Origin of the sequence: Paenarthrobacter sp. NPDC058040 (genome assembly GCF_042885775.1) — a bacterium.
Lineage (GTDB): Bacteria > Actinomycetota > Actinomycetes > Actinomycetales > Micrococcaceae > Arthrobacter.
Map to the genome: position 1 here is coordinate 277,842 of NZ_JBHVRN010000003.1, position 15,890 is coordinate 293,731.

The 15,890-nt window shown below is 63.1% G+C and carries 16 protein-coding genes; 5 read left to right on the forward strand and 11 right to left on the reverse strand.

Translation table 11 applies throughout. The features are described from left to right. Positions 1-9: 9 nt before the first annotated feature. The 6 genes from ACFVSJ_RS05900 to ACFVSJ_RS05925 all read right to left on the reverse strand — a co-directional run bounded on the left by ACFVSJ_RS05900 (position 10) and on the right by ACFVSJ_RS05925 (position 4,208). Positions 10-1,077: a UDP-N-acetylmuramate dehydrogenase gene (locus ACFVSJ_RS05900; RefSeq protein WP_387435115.1), complete on the reverse strand. Its 1,068-nt coding sequence runs from the start codon at positions 1,075-1,077 to the stop codon at positions 10-12. Between the two features lie 61 nt (positions 1,078-1,138). After that, positions 1,139-1,573, reverse strand: coding sequence for a MaoC/PaaZ C-terminal domain-containing protein (locus ACFVSJ_RS05905; RefSeq protein ID WP_387435117.1), 435 nt, complete (start codon positions 1,571-1,573; stop codon positions 1,139-1,141). Next, positions 1,573-2,034, reverse strand: a complete 462-nt coding sequence (locus ACFVSJ_RS05910; RefSeq protein WP_387435118.1) for a MaoC family dehydratase N-terminal domain-containing protein — start codon at positions 2,032-2,034, stop codon at positions 1,573-1,575. Before ACFVSJ_RS05910 ends, ACFVSJ_RS05905 begins: the two co-directional genes overlap by 1 nt. A 60-nt stretch (positions 2,035-2,094) precedes the next feature. Further along, entirely contained in the window at positions 2,095-2,319 is a 225-nt protein-coding gene (locus ACFVSJ_RS05915) for a DUF3188 domain-containing protein (RefSeq protein WP_387435120.1), read from the reverse strand. 86 nt (positions 2,320-2,405) lie between these two features. Beyond that, positions 2,406-3,326, reverse strand: coding sequence for a DUF2797 domain-containing protein (locus ACFVSJ_RS05920; RefSeq protein ID WP_387435122.1), 921 nt, complete (start codon positions 3,324-3,326; stop codon positions 2,406-2,408). 18 nt (positions 3,327-3,344) lie between these two features. Next, on the reverse strand, positions 3,345-4,208 hold the full coding sequence (locus ACFVSJ_RS05925; RefSeq protein WP_387435123.1) for an HpcH/HpaI aldolase/citrate lyase family protein: 864 nt from the start codon (positions 4,206-4,208) through the stop codon (positions 3,345-3,347). Between the two features lie 380 nt (positions 4,209-4,588). Between ACFVSJ_RS05925 and ACFVSJ_RS05930 the strand changes: the two genes are divergently transcribed. The 4 genes from ACFVSJ_RS05930 to ACFVSJ_RS05945 all read left to right on the forward strand — a co-directional run bounded on the left by ACFVSJ_RS05930 (position 4,589) and on the right by ACFVSJ_RS05945 (position 8,408). Beyond that, positions 4,589-5,620: an ABC transporter substrate-binding protein gene (locus ACFVSJ_RS05930; RefSeq protein ID WP_387435125.1), complete on the forward strand. Its 1,032-nt coding sequence runs from the start codon at positions 4,589-4,591 to the stop codon at positions 5,618-5,620. Positions 5,621-5,622: 2 nt separating this feature from the next. Next, entirely contained in the window at positions 5,623-6,510 is an 888-nt protein-coding gene (locus tag ACFVSJ_RS05935; RefSeq protein WP_387435126.1) for an ABC transporter ATP-binding protein, read from the forward strand. After that, a complete protein-coding gene (locus ACFVSJ_RS05940) occupies positions 6,510-7,415 on the forward strand; it encodes an ABC transporter permease (protein ID WP_387435128.1) in 906 nt (301 codons plus the stop codon). The genes ACFVSJ_RS05935 and ACFVSJ_RS05940 overlap by 1 nt, the downstream gene beginning before the upstream one ends. 69 nt (positions 7,416-7,484) lie before the next feature. Beyond that, positions 7,485-8,408, forward strand: coding sequence for a TauD/TfdA dioxygenase family protein (locus ACFVSJ_RS05945; protein WP_387435130.1), 924 nt, complete (start codon positions 7,485-7,487; stop codon positions 8,406-8,408). A 92-nt stretch (positions 8,409-8,500) separates the two neighbouring features. Here the strand turns inward: ACFVSJ_RS05945 and ACFVSJ_RS05950 are convergent, their stop codons facing one another. From ACFVSJ_RS05950 to ACFVSJ_RS05970, 5 genes are all read right to left on the reverse strand, one after another. Further along, complete coding sequence (locus ACFVSJ_RS05950) at positions 8,501-9,454, reverse strand: aldo/keto reductase family oxidoreductase (RefSeq protein WP_387435131.1); 954 nt, start codon at positions 9,452-9,454, stop codon at positions 8,501-8,503. A 10-nt stretch (positions 9,455-9,464) separates the two neighbouring features. Next, positions 9,465-11,219, reverse strand: coding sequence for a glycoside hydrolase family 13 protein (locus ACFVSJ_RS05955; protein ID WP_387435132.1), 1,755 nt, complete (start codon positions 11,217-11,219; stop codon positions 9,465-9,467). Between the two features lie 85 nt (positions 11,220-11,304). Then, entirely contained in the window at positions 11,305-12,216 is a 912-nt protein-coding gene (locus ACFVSJ_RS05960; RefSeq protein ID WP_387435133.1) for a carbohydrate ABC transporter permease, read from the reverse strand. Beyond that, on the reverse strand, positions 12,216-13,130 hold the full coding sequence (locus ACFVSJ_RS05965) for a carbohydrate ABC transporter permease (RefSeq protein WP_387435134.1): 915 nt from the start codon (positions 13,128-13,130) through the stop codon (positions 12,216-12,218). The genes ACFVSJ_RS05960 and ACFVSJ_RS05965 overlap by 1 nt, the downstream gene beginning before the upstream one ends. Before the next feature lie 21 nt (positions 13,131-13,151). Continuing rightward, positions 13,152-14,423: an ABC transporter substrate-binding protein gene (locus ACFVSJ_RS05970; RefSeq protein ID WP_387435135.1), complete on the reverse strand. Its 1,272-nt coding sequence runs from the start codon at positions 14,421-14,423 to the stop codon at positions 13,152-13,154. A 231-nt stretch (positions 14,424-14,654) separates the two neighbouring features. Between ACFVSJ_RS05970 and ACFVSJ_RS05975 the strand changes: the two genes are divergently transcribed. Then, complete coding sequence (locus ACFVSJ_RS05975; protein WP_387435136.1) at positions 14,655-15,887, forward strand: ROK family protein; 1,233 nt, start codon at positions 14,655-14,657, stop codon at positions 15,885-15,887. Positions 15,888-15,890 lie beyond the last annotated feature (3 nt).

Here is a 15,890-nt window from a genome sequence, read left to right on the forward strand (position 1 = left end):
CTTAGAGCGTTACAGCGCCACCCCGATGAGCAACGGTTCCGGGTGCAGTTCAATCCCGAAGCGATCGACGACGCCGGCACGCACCTCGCGCGCGATCGCCACCATGTCTGCCGCGGAGGCCGAGCCGCGGTTGGTGATGGCCAGGGTGTGCTTGGTGGACAGTGATGCCCGCCCGCCCGAGACGCTTGACTCATCCAGGCCGAAACCCTTGGTAAAGCCTGCTTGGTCAATCAGCCAGGCCGCGGAAAGCTTCACCAGTCCATCCGTCCCCGCGGGGTACTTCGGGGCGTTCTCCGGTAGCTCCGCAGCCTGCTCCGCGGGAACGATCGGATTGGTGAAGAACGAGCCCGTAGAGAACGTGTCGCGGTCTTCAGGGTCAAGGACCATGCCCTTGGACGCCCTGAGCTTCAGGACTTCCCGGCGGACATCGTTGGAGTAGGCGCGCTTTCCGGCTTCGACGCCGAGCACCTTCGCGAGCTCGGCGTACCGGATCGGAGCACTCATCCTCCCGAGGGCCAACTGGAACTCGACCGTCAGCACCACGTATCGCGGCGACCCCTCGACGGTGGTCTGTTTGAGGATGGAATCCCTGTAGCCGAACTTCAGCTCTGAATTGGTGAAGGTCTGCACGGCGTTGCGTTGGCGGTCCCACGTCCGCACGGCGGCAATGGTCTGTGAAACATCGGCACCGTAGGCGCCCACGTTTTGCACTGGTGTGGCACCCGTGGCCCCCGGAATGCCGGACAACGCTTCGAGGCCGGACCAGGCATGCAGGACCGAATGCTCCACCAGCGCATCCCAGTTGTGGCCGGCCTGGACCACCACGGAGACTCCACCGCAGCTGTCCTCGGAGTCCACGGTGAGTCCCTCCGAGGCAATCTTGAGGACTGTTCCGGGATAACCCTCATCCGAAATGAGGAGGTTGGATCCGCCGCCGATGATCAGCAGCTTCTCCCCCGCAGCATCAGCCGAGCGCACGGCGTCGATGATTTCAGCTTCGGTGCGGGCCTCAACGTAAGTACCTGCGGGGCCGCCGACGGCAGCCGTGGTCAGTTCGGAAAGCAGCGTCTGGGTCACCCATCAAGCCTAACGGGGATTGGGTACGCCCTCCGCCGCAGCGTGGGGGTATGGCCTTGTTTCAGGAAACCTTCACGACTGCCTGGGATTTCATGAGGACCTTCTGCCCAGCGGCAACCACGGTGAGGTCGATGCGGGCGGTGCGTGCCTCGGCGTCGAGCGCTCCCACCACACCGGTGACGTCGATGACGGCGCCTGCCTCTTCGCTGCCGGTGGTGTCGGCGACCAGGACTGGCTTGGTGAAGCGGGTCTGGTAATCGACGACGGCGGCAGGGTCGCCTGCCCAGTCGCTCACCAACTGAACGGCAGAACCCATGGTGAACATCCCGTGGGCAATGACACCCGGAAGCTCTACCGACGTGGCGAAGGCCTCGTTCCAGTGGATCGGGTTGAAATCACCTGAGGCACCGGCGTACTTGACCAGGTCCTGGCGCGTGACCTCGATGCTGCGGGTGCCAATTTCCTGGCCGACTGCCAGGTCTTCAAACTTGGGCATTACTGTCCCTCTCCGCGGACCAGGATGGATGAGGTGGTGGTGGCGACTTTCTCGCGGCCGTCGCCGTCGGTCAGCGCATAGATTTCCGAGCGCGTAGTGATCATGGCGCCGCCGCCCATGGCGCGGACACCGTCCACGTGGAGCTCGGCCACCAGCCGGTCGCCTGCCACGATGGCACGGTGGTGCGTGAAACGCTGGTCGGCATGGACCACACGGGAGAAGTCGATCCCGGCCTCAGGGTCTTCCACCAGTTGGGCGTCAGCGCGCTGGGCAATGATGATGGCGAACGTCGGCGGCGCCACGAGGTCGCTGTGGCCAAGTGCCCGTGCTGTCTCAACGTCGAAGTGCGCGGGATTGGTGGCCTTCACGGCCTTCGCGAACTCGCGGATCTTTTCACGGCCGACGTCGTAAACCTCTGCGGCAGGGTAGCTTCGCCCCTGCAGGTCCGGATTGATACTCATGGTCCAACCCTATCGGCCTGCCGGGTGTGGCCGCAGGTTGGATACCGCCTGATGAAGCGGTTATTTCTTGTAGCTCTTGCGGATCTTTTGGCCGCGGACCACCATGCCCACCACGTGGAGCACCAGCCCCAGCCCGATGACCGGAAGGGAAGCCACAGCCAGGCCCTGGTTACCGGAGGTGTTGCCGGCTATGGAGAGGATGAGTCCGACGGCGATGAGGCCCATGGCACTGAAGACCAGCGCTTTGTAACCGGTAGAGGCGGTGGCCCAGAATTCGTTCAGCACCGTTCAAGTCTACCGGCGTGCGTTGCGGGGCCCGCTCTACGGCCCAAAACCACAAAATACCCCGCAAAGCGGGCCACACAACGGGGTTAGAACAGGGAATCCTGTAGGGCAGGGATCTCGGTGACATGATCGCCGAGCTCGATCCTGCGGCCCTTCAGGGAGCCGAGGTCGGCCACGAAGCTGCCCTCCACCTCAACACCGGCAGCATCCGGAAGGCCAGCCAAGGCGATCGCCCCAGAGAGCGAGCGGACGCGCAGTCCGTGCCCGCCGTCGTCGAACGCTGCTGGATAGGGGTGCCGCACGGCGCCGGCGGCGCGGGCAGTGCAGAGGCCGTCGGCCAAAGCCGGGCGCTCCCACTCTTCGTCCACCACGGTGTAGCCCGTCATCGCCAATCCGCCGAGCAGCTCCCGCACCCGTACGGCGTGCTTCCGGTTGATTGCTTGGAGTTCGACGCCGGAACGCGGCTCCACGAGGGAGGCCGCCTTGGCTGCGGAGCGGACTTGTTGGACGAGCCCCAATTCCCTGGTCACGAGGTCTTCGAGCAGGCGCACCGCACGGCCGTCTTCGGCATTCGCCACATACGAGGCGTGCACAGCGCCCTGTTCGGCGAGCCGGTTCCATTTACGCTGGGCGGACGCGGTGCCGATCTTGGTGGCACCGTTGGCGAAGGTGGCAACGTAGAGCCAGTGCGGCTGCATGAGGTAGGCCCGGAGCCCCGCCGGGACGGAGCCTCCGCGATGGAAGTCGTGCATGAGCCGGGGATCGTCCTTGGCAAAGCAGGCGCCGCACTGTTTGCCCCGTTCTGCCGGAGACCCCGAGCGGCACGGGACGTGCGTCCGCTTCCCTGGTCCGTGTACCTTGACGTGGCCGAGGCACCACAAACCGGCGATAACGCGCAGGCCCAGGGATGATCCCTGGGCCAACGCAATCTCTGTAAACTCCCCCGCCGGGGTGTGGAGCCGCAGCACCGGGGAGGAAGAGTCCCAAACGACGCCGTGGACCAGCATGCTCAGCGGACCAGCGCCCTAGAGGGACGGTTGGACGCCGAAAGCCACCGCGAGCTTCATGATCTTCTCTGCACGGCCCAAACGCGGCAGGTCGGAGCCGTCGCGGATGACGCGGCCGTTGGCTTCGAAGTCGTTCATGAAGTCCGTGGCCCAGGCGACGTCCGATGGCGTGGGGCTGATGACCTCGTTGATGACGGTGGTCTGGTCGATCGCCAGGCAGAGCTTGCCGGTCATGCCCATGGTCACGGTGATGCCGGTCTGTTCGCGCAGGATCGGGTGGTTGGTTCCCACCGTCGGTCCGTCGATGGGGCCCGGAAGGTTTCCAACGCGGCTGGCGACGACGAGCTTGGCACGGGGGTAGGCCATGGCCTCGGGTGTTGCTGCCATGCCCGTATCGCGGCGGAAATCGCCGGAACCGAAAGCCAGGCGGAACGCACCCTGAGCGCGGGCAATGTGGTTGGCCTCCTCGATGCCGAGTGCCGACTCAACCAGCGCGATTACGGGGGTCTTGCCGTCCATGCGGTGGTAGGACTCGGTGACCTGGTCCGCGGATTCGGTCTTGGCCAGCATGACGCCGAGCAGACCCGGGGTGCCGCGCAGGCCTGCGAGGTCATCGGCCCAGAAAGGGCTGGTGGCATCGTTGATGCGCACCCAGGCCTGGCCACCGGCGGCGAGCCAGTTCACCACGTTCTCGCGGGCAGTGTCCTTCTGTGACGGGTCAACGGCGTCTTCGATGTCCAGGATGATGGCGTCTGCCCGGGAGCCTGCGGATTCGTCGAAAAGCTCTGTTTTCATGGCGTTCACGAGGAGCCAGGAACGGGCGATATCGGCAGGAATGTTGCGGGTAGGCCGAACGGACTCGGCGGCGATGCTAGACGTCATGTATCTACCGTATCCGCCCACCGGCCCACGGAGCGAAGAATTGCGCCCGGTTGTGAGGATCAATACGAACTAAACCCCCGAATGCTGTGGGGTCCAGCAGTATGACTGCCCGACGCCGGTACGCACCAGTCGCTTTCGGCCGTGGCTTCGCCGGAGGTCACCTGCCGGAACACAGGCTTCACAGGGCTCAATACGGGTACTTTGTGTCTCCTGGTTGCCTTCAATGGCCCCGCATTTCGTTGCGTTGCCCGCTGTTGCCCAGCGTTTCCGGCCGTTACCCGATCACTTCCCTGCCGCCGTCGATATGGGCTTTCATCGTTCCCAAGCCGTTTCACAGACGGTTACCCCAACCCCAAACCAACCACCTGAAAGTAGCTCCCATGAAACTGAAACTGCCACTCCTGAGCGTCGCGGCCGCCGTCGTACTAGCGCTGACGGTGTCTGGTTGCGGCGGTTCAGCCGAAGCCGGACAAGGCGGCCAGGCCAATCAGGCCGGCACCGAAGTCAAGGAACTCCGCTACCAAGGCTCGGCCAACAACGTGACCTTCCCCGAGCTGGCCGCAGACCTGGGCTACCTTGGCGACCTGAAGTTGAACTGGGTGGGTAACACCACCAGCGGTCCGCAGGATATCCAGTCCGCGGCGACCAACCAGACGGACTTCGGCGGCGCCTTCTCCGGCGCAGTGGTGAAGCTGATCGAGGCCGGAGCCCCCGTGAAGGGCGTCGTGAACTACTACGGTTCGGACGAGAAAACCTTCAGCGGCTACTACGTCAAGGCTGAGAGCGATATCAAAGGTCCCAAGGACCTGATCGGCAAAAAGATCGCGGTCAATACCCTGGGCGCGCACCACGAGGCTGTCATCAACACCTGGCTGACAAAGAACGGCCTGAGCCAGGACGAGATCAAGCAAGTCCAACTGGTTCCGCTGGCTCCGAACGACACCGAGGAAGCCATCCGACGCGGCCAGGTGGACGCAGGAACGCTCGGCAGCGTCCTGCAGGACCACGCCATTGCAGCAGGCGGACTGCGGTCACTCTTCAGCGATGTCCAACTGTTCGGCAACTTCGCCGGCGGGCAGATCGTCCTCCGCAACGACTTCATCGAGAAGAACCCCAACACCACCCGGACTTTCACCACCGGCGTAGCCAAGGCCATCAAGTGGGCAGCGGAAACACCGCGTGAAGAAGTAATTGCACGCTTCACCAAGATCATCGAAAGCCGCGGCCGCAACGAGAGCACTGCCAACCTCAAGTTCTGGAAGAGCCCCGGCGTACCGGACGCAGGAGTGATCAAGGACGAAGACTTCACCCGCTGGGAGGCCTGGCTGAACTCCTCGGGCATTCTCAAGGGCAAGCTGACGGCGTCCAAGTACTACACCAACGACTTCAACGATCTCGCGAAGAAGGGATAGCCATGACGGCAAAAATCAGCCTGCGCAACGTCACGAAGGAGTTCACTGTCCGGGCCACCAAGGGTGCGGCGGCCACCCGCCTCACGGCCATCGATGGACTCAGCCTGGATGTCCGGGCCGGCGAGTTCCTCACCTTGGTGGGACCCAGTGGATCCGGCAAGACCACGCTGCTGGACCTGCTGGCCGGCCTCTCCACGCCTACGTCCGGGGACGTCCTGGTGGATGGCCAACCCGTCACCGGCCCAGGCAAGGACCGTGCCGTGGTGTTCCAGCAGTACGCCCTGTTCCCATGGCGGACGGCCTCGGCCAACGTCTCGATCGGATTGGAAGGCAAGGGGCCGGACGGCAGGAAGTTCAGCCGCCGCGAGCGCGCAGCGAAAGCCAAGGAGTACCTGGCGTTGGTAGGGCTTGCGGGTTTCGAAGACAGGTTCCCGCACGAACTCTCCGGCGGCATGAAGCAGCGCGTGGCCATCGCGCGCAGCCTGGCCTACGAACCGGACGTGCTCCTCATGGACGAGCCTTTCGCTGCCCTGGACGCACAAACCCGCGAGCAGTTGCAGGACGAGTTGCTGCGGATCTGGAAGGCCACGGGCAAGACGATCGTTTTCATCACGCACGGTATCGATGAGGCCGTGTACCTGGGCCAGCGGGTTGCGGTTCTCAGCGCCCGGCCGGGCCGGCTCAAGGAAATCGTGGACATCGATATTCCGGACCGCGACGGTGATGAGGACATCCGCTCCAACCCTGCCTTCGTGGAGCACCGCCACCAGGTCTGGACACTCCTGCATGACGAAGTCCGGCGGGCGCAGGATGCCGGCCACCGCAAGATCCTGCCAGACGGCAGTGCCCCCGACGAACCCGCAACCACTCCCGAGAGGAGCGCAGCCTGATGACAACCACCCTCACGCAGGCAGAAACCGCAACTGTCGCGCCCCAGCCGGCTGCCGCCGTCGAACGTTCCGTCCCTTCGGCGACTGAACGCACGACGCCGGTCCCCGCCTTGGTGCGTCGGGCCACCGCAGTTGCCGGTTCCGCCATATGGAAATCCGCGGCAGTCCTTGCCTTCCTGCTGCTGTGGGAGCTCGGACCGACGTATTTGGCCAGCCCGTCCACCAGGGTATTCCTGCCGCCGCTGCACGAAGTCCTGGCCGCATGGGGCAAGCTGTTCGAAGCCGGGACCATCCAAGGCCATATCGCGGCCAGTCTGACCCGGTCGGTGGCAGGTTTCGGCGCGGCCTTGGTGGCGGGTGTGTCGCTGGGCTTGCTGATTGCCTGGTACGGACGACTCAACTCGGTCCTGAACCCACTGCTGGAACTCTTCCGCAACACGGCCGCCCTGGCCTTGCTCCCGGTGTTCACGCTCCTGCTGGGCATCGGCGAGGAATCGAAGATCAGCATTGTGGCCTACGCAGCGTTCTTCCCCGTCCTGCTGAACACGATCGCCGGCGTGAAAACCGTGGATCCGCTCCTCATCCGGGCTGCACGGTCCCTGGGGCTGAACAACTTCCGGCTGTTCCAGAAAGTCATCCTGCCCTCGGCGGTGCCGACGATCTTCACCGGCATCCGGATGGCGGGAACGGCGTCCATCCTGGTGCTGATCGCGGCCGAGATGGTTGGCGCGAAGGCCGGTTTGGGATACCTGATTGTCAACGCCCAGAGCAGCTTCCTCATCCCGGACATGTACGCGGGCATCCTCACTGTCTCCCTGCTGGGGCTGGCCGTCAACTTCGCCCTGGTGGCCCTGGAACGACACTTCTCCCGCTGGCGGACCGCCGTGGGCGCGGGCGCAGCCTGATCTCTTGACCCGTATCTGCTTGACCCGTGGCATCCGCCACACCAACACCGAAATGAAAAGGAAAAACCCATGACCGTCATTACCGAAACCAAGCTCGAGTTCAAGAAGCTCGGCTCACGCATCGGCGCCGAGGTCCGTGGCCTCGATCTGAGTGGAGACCTCAGCGCGGAGACCGTGGCCCAGATCCGCTCTGCCCTCAACGAGCACAAGGCGTTGGTATTTCGTGAAGCGAACATCCTCACGGACGAAGCCCAGGTGAAGTTCGCCTCGCACTTTGGACCCCTGACCAAGGCACACCCAACCGTGGCCTCCGTCGAGGGCGAAGAGAACGTCCTGCCCGTGGACAGCGAGAACGGCTCGGCCAACAACTGGCACACGGACGTCACGTTCGTGGTGAACCCGCCGCAGGCTTCCACGCTCCGCAGCATCGATCTCCCGGCCTACGGTGGCGAGACGTTGATCGCTTCCTCGGCAGGTGCCTACCAGGACCTTCCGGAGGAACTGCGGAACTTCGCGGATAACCTCTGGGCCATCCACACCAACGACTACGACTACTCCGTTCCCAAGAACCTGGAGCACGCCAACGCCGAGGAACGCCGCAAGGAGTTCACCCGGCTGAAGTTTGAAACCGCGCACCCGGTGGTCCGTGTCCACCCGCTGACCGGCGAGCGCGGCCTGTTCATTGGCGGCTTCGCACAGCGGCTCCGGATTGTGGGGCTGTCCAACACGGAGTCCAAGGACATCATCCGTTTGCTGCAGGCCTACGTGACGCGTCCGGAGAACGTGGTCCGGGTGAACTGGGAGCCCAACCAGGTGGTCTTGTTCGATAACCGCATCACCCAGCACTACGCCCCGGACAACTACGACGGCCAGCCCCGTAAGCTCAACCGCGTAACCATTGCCGGTGATATTCCGGTCAGCATCGACGGCAAGCTGAGCCAGTCGATCCAGGGCGATTCGAGCACGTATTCCGTAGTGGCCGAACTGTCCTAGGGGGTCTTATGTGTTGCTGTTGTAACCCAACTGAGTCGCAGTTAAGCGCGTTTAGAGCTCCCGTAACGCGCACTACTGCGACTCAGTTGGGTTTAAGGGATGTTTGATCCGCGGGCCGCAGTCCAGAGCCCGTACCACTCTGCGCGGGACATGTTGGCCGCTGTTGCTGCGGCGTCGGCGCAGGCCTTGATCCGTTTCGGATTGGTAGTGCCAACCACCGGCGAAATCTTGGCAGGGTGCTTCATGAGCCAGCCCAGGAGTACCGATTCCGGCGTGGTGCCCTTGTCCTCCGCCAGGCGGTCGAGCATTGCGGCTGTTGCGGCGTCGGCCGGTGATTCCAGTCCCGCTCCCGTGTAGCGGCCTTGGGCAAGGGAGCCGTAGGCCTGCAACTCAATCCCGTTGGCCATGCAATGCTCCAACGTTCCATGCGGGAAGCTGTAGTCGAGGCCCTCGGGATTGTTGACCAGCACAGTGCTTTCCAGCCAATCTCGGCGCGCAAGGCTCATCTCCAGCTGGTTGGCAACGATCGGCGTCTCCAAACGGTCCTGCAGGTAACCGATCTGCGCACCCGACATGTTGGACACACCCAAGTGCCGCACCTTGCCTTCCGCCATCAACTGCCCGACGGCGTCAGCCACCTCGCGCGCGTCCATGAGGGGATCCGGCCGGTGCAGCAGGAGGACGTCCACATAATCCGTTTGGAGCCTCTTCAGGCTCTGGTTGACCCGCTCCAGGATGGCTTCCCGGCTGAGGTCGTAGTGGGTATCGAGCCCGCGCTCCCCCAGCCTGATCCCGCATTTGGTCTGCAGCAGGATCCTGTCGCGCAGACCTTGCGAACGGGCAAGGACCTCCCCGAAGACGGCCTCGGACTTGCCGCTGCGGTAGATATCGGCATGGTCAAACAGTTCAATGCCGATTTCCAAGGCAGCGTCGATGACGTCAGCTGCCTGGTCGATGTCCGCGGCAGCATAGGAGGTACCCTCCCATGGACCGCCGAGGCCCATGCAGCCGTATATGAGGCGTCCCCGCCCGTTCGCAATGTCCATCGTTTGTGGGCTACGCGTTCCGTACGACCCAAGCGGTGGTGTTCGCGGGCAGCTTTCCGTCTTCCAACGGGCCGCTGCTGACGACGACGGACCCGGCCGGAAGCTCGAATGCCTCCGTTCCGAAGTTGGTCACCGTCTCCCAGCCGCCAGGGCGGCTGAAGTGCAGGACGTCGGCGTCGCCGGTTTCAACCCATTCAAGTTCCTCATCGGTCTGGAGCTCGCTGCGGAGGCGGAGCGCCTTGCGGTACAGCTCCAGAGTGGAACCGTCCACGCCATCCTGGATGGATACGGCGTAGTCCTTGAACCAGGCAGGCTGCGGCAGGTGCGCAGTTCCTGCTCCGAAGCCGAATGAGGATCCTTCCGGGGTCCAAGGAAGCGGGACACGGCAGCCGTCGCGGCCGATCTCCACGCCCTTGTTCCGGAAGAAGGAAGGGTCCTGGCGTTCGGAGTCCGGAATTTCGGTGACTTCCCGAAGGCCCAGTTCTTCGCCCTGGTACAGGTAGGCCGAGCCGGGCAGCGCCAGAAGGAGCAGCGATGCCGCGCGCGCACGCTTGAGGCCGAGCTCAATGTTCAGCTCTTCCGCAGGAGCACCCTCGAGCAGCCAGCCCTTGCCGTCCTGGCCCTTGGGTTCGGAACCGGTGATGTCCTGTGCCGCGTTGGTTCCCTGGGCCACGGATCCGCCCTTGGGCAGGCCGTAACGCGTCGCGTGGCGGACAACATCGTGGTTGGAGAAGACCCACGTGGAGGAAGCACCCGATTCCTTGGCGGCAAGCAGGTTTTCCGTGATGATCTTCTTGAACGACGCTGCATCGAAGTCGGACTGCAGGAGATCGAAGTTGAACGCCTGGCCGAGGCCCTCGGGGCTGGCGTAACGCGCACGGCGGGACTCGTGGACCCAAGCTTCGGCCACGGCGGTGCGGGGCGGGTTGTACTCGTTGAAGAGCTTGCGCCACTCGGCGTAGACCTCGTGCACCTCGTCGCGGTCCCAGAAGGGGTGCGAGCCGTCTATGAAGCCATCGGTGTTGTGTGCCTTGGCCGCAAGGTCTGCCTTCATGGGCATGGGTTCGGACAGGTCCTTGGCCATGCCGTGGGCCACATCGATGCGGAAGCCGTCCACGCCGCGGTCCGACCAGAAGCGCAGCGTCTTGAGGAAGTCTTCGCGGATCTCCGGGTTCTCCCAGTTAAAGTCCGGCTGTTCCTTGGCGAAGATGTGCATGTACCACTGACCCGGGGTACCGTCCGGTTCAGTGATGCGTTCCCAAATCGGACCGCCAAAAACTGAATCCCAATCCGACGGCGCGAGTTCGCCGTTCTCGCCCTTGCCGTCCCGGAAGATGTAGCGGTTGCGTGCCGCTGAGCCCTTGGGCGAGGCCAGCGCTTCCTTGAACCATTCGTGGCGGTCGGAGGAGTGGTTGGGGACAATGTCCACCACGAGCTTGATGCCGGCAGCGTGCAGGGCAGCAGCCATCTCGTCGAAGTCTTCCAACGTTCCGAGCTTGGGGTCCACATTGCGGTAGTCATCCACGTCGTAGCCGCCGTCGGCCAGCGCTGAAGGGTAGAACGGGCTCAGCCACACGGCATCGACGCCAAGTTCCTTCAGGTAGGGGACCTTGGCTGTGATGCCTTTGATGTCACCAAGCCCATCCCCGTTGGCGTCGTAGAAGCTGCGCGGGTAGATCTGGTACACCGCCGCTTGGCGCCACCAGTTGGGATCGGCCATGCGCTCGGAGTGGGACAGGTTTGCCTTGGTGGCGGAGGTGCTCACGAAACTCCTTTGATTTAGATTCTAAATTTAGTTCCCGAACCAGTATCTGACGCCTGGCGCGGGAGGTCAACAGCGCTACGCCCGCTTAGCCCTTCACGGCACCCTGGGTGACGCCGGCCATGACCCAGCGCTGGGTAAACAGGTAGGCGACGATCGCCGGCGCCATCGCCATCAGGTAGGAGGCGAAGGACACGTGGTAGTTGTTGCTGAACTGGGTCTGGAAGAGGCTCTGCCGCACCGGAAGCGTCTGCAGGGCCGGATCGGAAATGATCAGCGAAGGCATCATGAAGTCGTTCCAGGCGTACAGGAAGGCGAAGATCCCCACAGTGGCGCTCATCGGCGCCAGCAAGGGGAAGATGAGCTTCCAAAACGTCTGCCATGTGGTGGCGCCGTCGATCCTGGCGCTCTCCTCCAGCTCCATCGGAATCGAGCGGAGGAACGCCGTGAAGAGCAGCACACTGAAACTGAGCTGGAACATGGTGGCCAGCAGGATCACACCCAGCGGATTGTCCAGTCCCAGGCGACCCGTGAGTTGGATCTGCGGGAGCGCCACGACGGGGAACGGGATGAACATTGCGGCCAACAGGTAGAAGAACGAGTACCGGAACAGGCGTCGGTCCCAGTTGCGGACGATCGCATAGGAGGCGAAAGCGGCGAGGACGATGGTGGCCACTACCGTCCCGGCGGTGACCAGCAAGGACATCGCCGCACCGACGGGGAAGTTGGTCAAGGTCCAGGCCTGGATGAAACCGTCCAGGCTGAACGGTGCGGGCAGGGAGAAGGCATTGCCGTCCACGGCTTGGCCTTGGGTCTTGAAGGCCATGGACACCGTGACATACAGGGGCAGCAGAACCGTTACTGCACACAGGATAAGGACGGTGGTTCCCGACCAGTTGATCCGTTCCGGCTTGGCTTTCGCGGCAGGCCGGGAACTCCCGACGGCGGGAGCGGGCCCTGTTTGCCGCACGGCAGTTTCGAGGGTGGCTTGCTTCGTCATCAGAGTGCGCTCCGTCCGCGTGTCACCGAAAGCTGCAGGAGGGAAATAAGGATGGCGACAACGAAGAAGATGGTTGCGTTGGCCATTTGGTAGGCGTAGTCGCCCCCGTTAAAGCCCGTGATGACGGTCATCGCGATGCTTCGGGTTGAGGTTCCGGGCCCGCCGTTGGTGAGTCCGACGATGATGTCGTACGCATTGAGGAAGCCCTTGAACCCGAGGATCACATTGATCACCACGTAGCCGGCAACCAGCGGGAGCGTGATCTTCAGCAGTTGCTGGAGCTTGCCCGCACCGTCGAGGTCTGCCGCTTCGTAGACGTCGCCGGGTACTGCAACCAGTCCCGCGATGTAGATAAGGAGCGAACCCGGAACGGCCTGCCAAGCAGTGACCACAACGATCGCTATCCATGCCAGATCCGGGTTGGCCAGCAGGCTGGTCTCCAACCAGGGGATTCCGGCGGCAGCACCGGCCATCGGAAGCGAGTTGGAGAACAGGAAGTTGAAGACGTAGGCGATGATGATGCCCGACACCACCATGGGAATGACGAAGATGGTCCGCAGCGCCGATTTCATCCGGATGCGCGATGTGAGGCCCACAGCCAGCAGGAAGGCGATCACGTTAACCGCGATCACGGTGACGATCGAGAACCCGAACGTGAACAGGTAGCTCTGCAGGATAGCCGGATCGCTGAAGATGGCAATGTAATTCGTCCAGCCGGTGAACTCCCAGTCGCCGATTCCAATGGAGTCGGTGAAGCTGAAAAAGATGCCGATAATGCCGGGGATCGTGATGGCCAACGTGAACAGGACGAGGCTCGGCAGCAGGAAGAGGTAATAGATCGGCTCGACCCGCCGCGAGGCGCGGCGCGTTCCTCTGCCAGGCTTGGCGGAGAGGGCCGGGATGGAGGTGGACATGATTCTGGCTCCCTTGATGTGCTACTGGCGGAACGCCAGGCGTGCCCAATCGGCGTCGAGTGTGCGGAGGGTGGAGGCGGGGTCTGCTCCAAAGACGAGCGACTGCGTGTAATTCATGATCGGGATGGTCTTTGGAACCAGCACGGACGGACCCTGGTAGACCTTGCCGTCGTCGTAGTACCCGGCCATCCCTGCAATCCTGGAGTCCGGAGTTGCCGAGGCATCCTTGGTGGGGGTGAAACCCAGCTGGGATTTGTTGTATCCCTCGATGATCTCCGGCCGGTACAAGTACTCGAGGAATTCCCGAGCCGCTTCCTTATGCTTGGAGCCTTCCGGAATCCACGCCGCGAGGTCTACGTTTACGCGGACTTTTAGGTCCTCGGAGTTATCCGTCATAGGCAACGGGAATGTTCCGAGCTTGAGGTCGGGAGCCGTCTTGGCCACCTCGCTGAAGGCCCATGGCCCTTGGAGGTACATCGCCGCCTTGCCCTGCGAGAAGGCGAGGTTGCCATCCCCGTAGGCCCGGCTGGAAGCGTCCTTGTTGACGTAGTTCCCGGCGAGCGTCAGCATCTTCGCCACGGGTTGGTCGAAGTCCTTTTGGAATGACGCTTCGGAACCGGGCCCGACGTCGGTGCCCTCTGCTGCCAGCTTGTCAAAGAAGCCGAGGGTGTCCAGTTGGCCGCCCACCGAATAGTCGAACCAGCCCTGGGCAATGGTCCAGTCGTCCTTCCACGTGGCATAGAACGGCGTCACTCCAGCAGCTTTCAGGGCTTCGCAGGCCGCGATCAGTTCGCTCCACGTCTTGGGCACCGCGATGTTGTGGGCAGCGAAAATCTCCTTGTTGTAGATCACGGAGGACGCCATCACCGAATACGGCAAGGCACTGGTCCGGTCCGGATAGGAACCGTACTGGTCCATCAGCGGCTGCAGGTCTTCGCGAATCCGGGAGGCTGCTTCGGTGCCCGCTAAATCGCTCAAAGCGCCGCGCTGGACGAAGCGGGACGTTTCCATGTTGTAGTTCGCCAAGGCAATGTCCGGCGGATTCCCCCGGACGAAGCTGGCTGACACCACGTCCACTCCCGATGTATCCAGCACCACTTCCGTGTGGCTTTGCGAGGCGTTGTAGTCGGCTACGAGTTTTGTCATGAAGCCGATCGCCTCCCGCTTGCTGAAGGTGAAGCGGATCGTCTCTTTTCCTTGGTCTCCGGCACAACCCGATAGGAGGCCGGCAAGCAAAGCCAGGCCCAAGACCATGGCCGCCATCCGTTTCTTGCGTGTCACTTTCACAGACACGTAGTCCTTTCGTCGTGCGGCCCCTGCGCCGCAAGGTACTGGGGTGACGGCGCGCGTCATCACTCCAAGAATTTAGATAGGAGATAAATTTATTACCTGCCGCAAGTATTCTGTGAGCGGCGCCACATGGTCAAGCCCGCAGTCGTAATACGGCGAAGTCTAAATTTATGTACTAAATTTAGAGAGGCCGATACTTCTCCTACGGGCGGCCGGGAAAGTTGGGAGCACCGAATGCTGACTGAAACCGCGCCGTCAACACAGTTGGTCCGCAGGGTCAATGCCGGGGCCATGCTCAAGGCAATGCGGGGATCGGGCGTCGTCACGGGTACCGAATTGATGGCCTTGACCGGACTGTCACGGGCCACGGTCATCTCGATTTGCGATGAACTTGTGCGGCTGGGCTGGCTACAGGAGCTCGAAAACCAGCGCGGCGCCGGCGACTACGTCAAGGGACGGCCAGCGCGCCGGTTTGTCTTCGACGTCGGTGCTGCCAGCGTCCTGGGAATCGACATCGGGGCCAACAAGATCACTGCGATTGTTGCCGACATGGCGGGGACTCCCTTGTCCCAAGTGACCATGCCGTTCCGGACATACAACGTCTCTGCTGCCGAACGGGCCGATGTCCTGGACAAGATCGCTGCCGACGCCCTCCACAAGGCCGGCGTTTCGGCTGATTCCGTACTTGCCGTCTCTGTTGGCGTGGCCGCGCCTGTCAGCAGGGATGGTGAGGTGCTCACCGTCCAGGAATTCTGGAAATCCTTCGATGTTCGCCGGATCGTATCCGAGCGGCATGGCTGGCACGTGCTCCTCGAGAACGATGCCAACCTCGCAGCCCTCGCTGAGCGGTGGCAGGGGGCAGCCCAAGGAGTGGACCATCTGGTGGTCATGCTCGCCGGGGACCGCCTGGGGTCCGGAATCCTGGAATCGGGACGCCTGCTCCACGGCCGCGTGGGTGGCTTCGGAGAGTTGGGATTCCTCAACAACGTCGACGGCGTGGGAAACACGTACGGCATAGCCCACTCAGCCGTCCTGGCGGGCCGCGAAGCGCTCGGGAGCAAGGCCGACACCAAGCTCCGGACGCTGTGTGGAGGAGATCCCGAGGCCCTGACGGCCGAAATGGTCTTCGCTGCCGCAGCCGAGGGTGATGCGACGGCCCAAAGCGCGTTGCAGACCGTGGCCCTTCGCATGGCCAAGGTCATCGGCACCATCAGCACCTTGGTCAACCCTGAACTCGTTGTCATTGCAGGTGGAGTGGCGGCCTCCGCCGAAACGCTGATCCCCGGCATCGCTGAACATCTCCCGGACTACACCTTCACTCCCCCTCGGCTCGCAACCTCTATCCTCGGCGAAGGCATTGTGTCCCTCGGGGCGATCCGCCACGCCTTGGACTACGTGGAAGAACACGCGCTGGATCTCTCTCCCTCGTCGCTGCGGCAACGGGCGCCTGAACTTTCGCCGGAGTAAGAA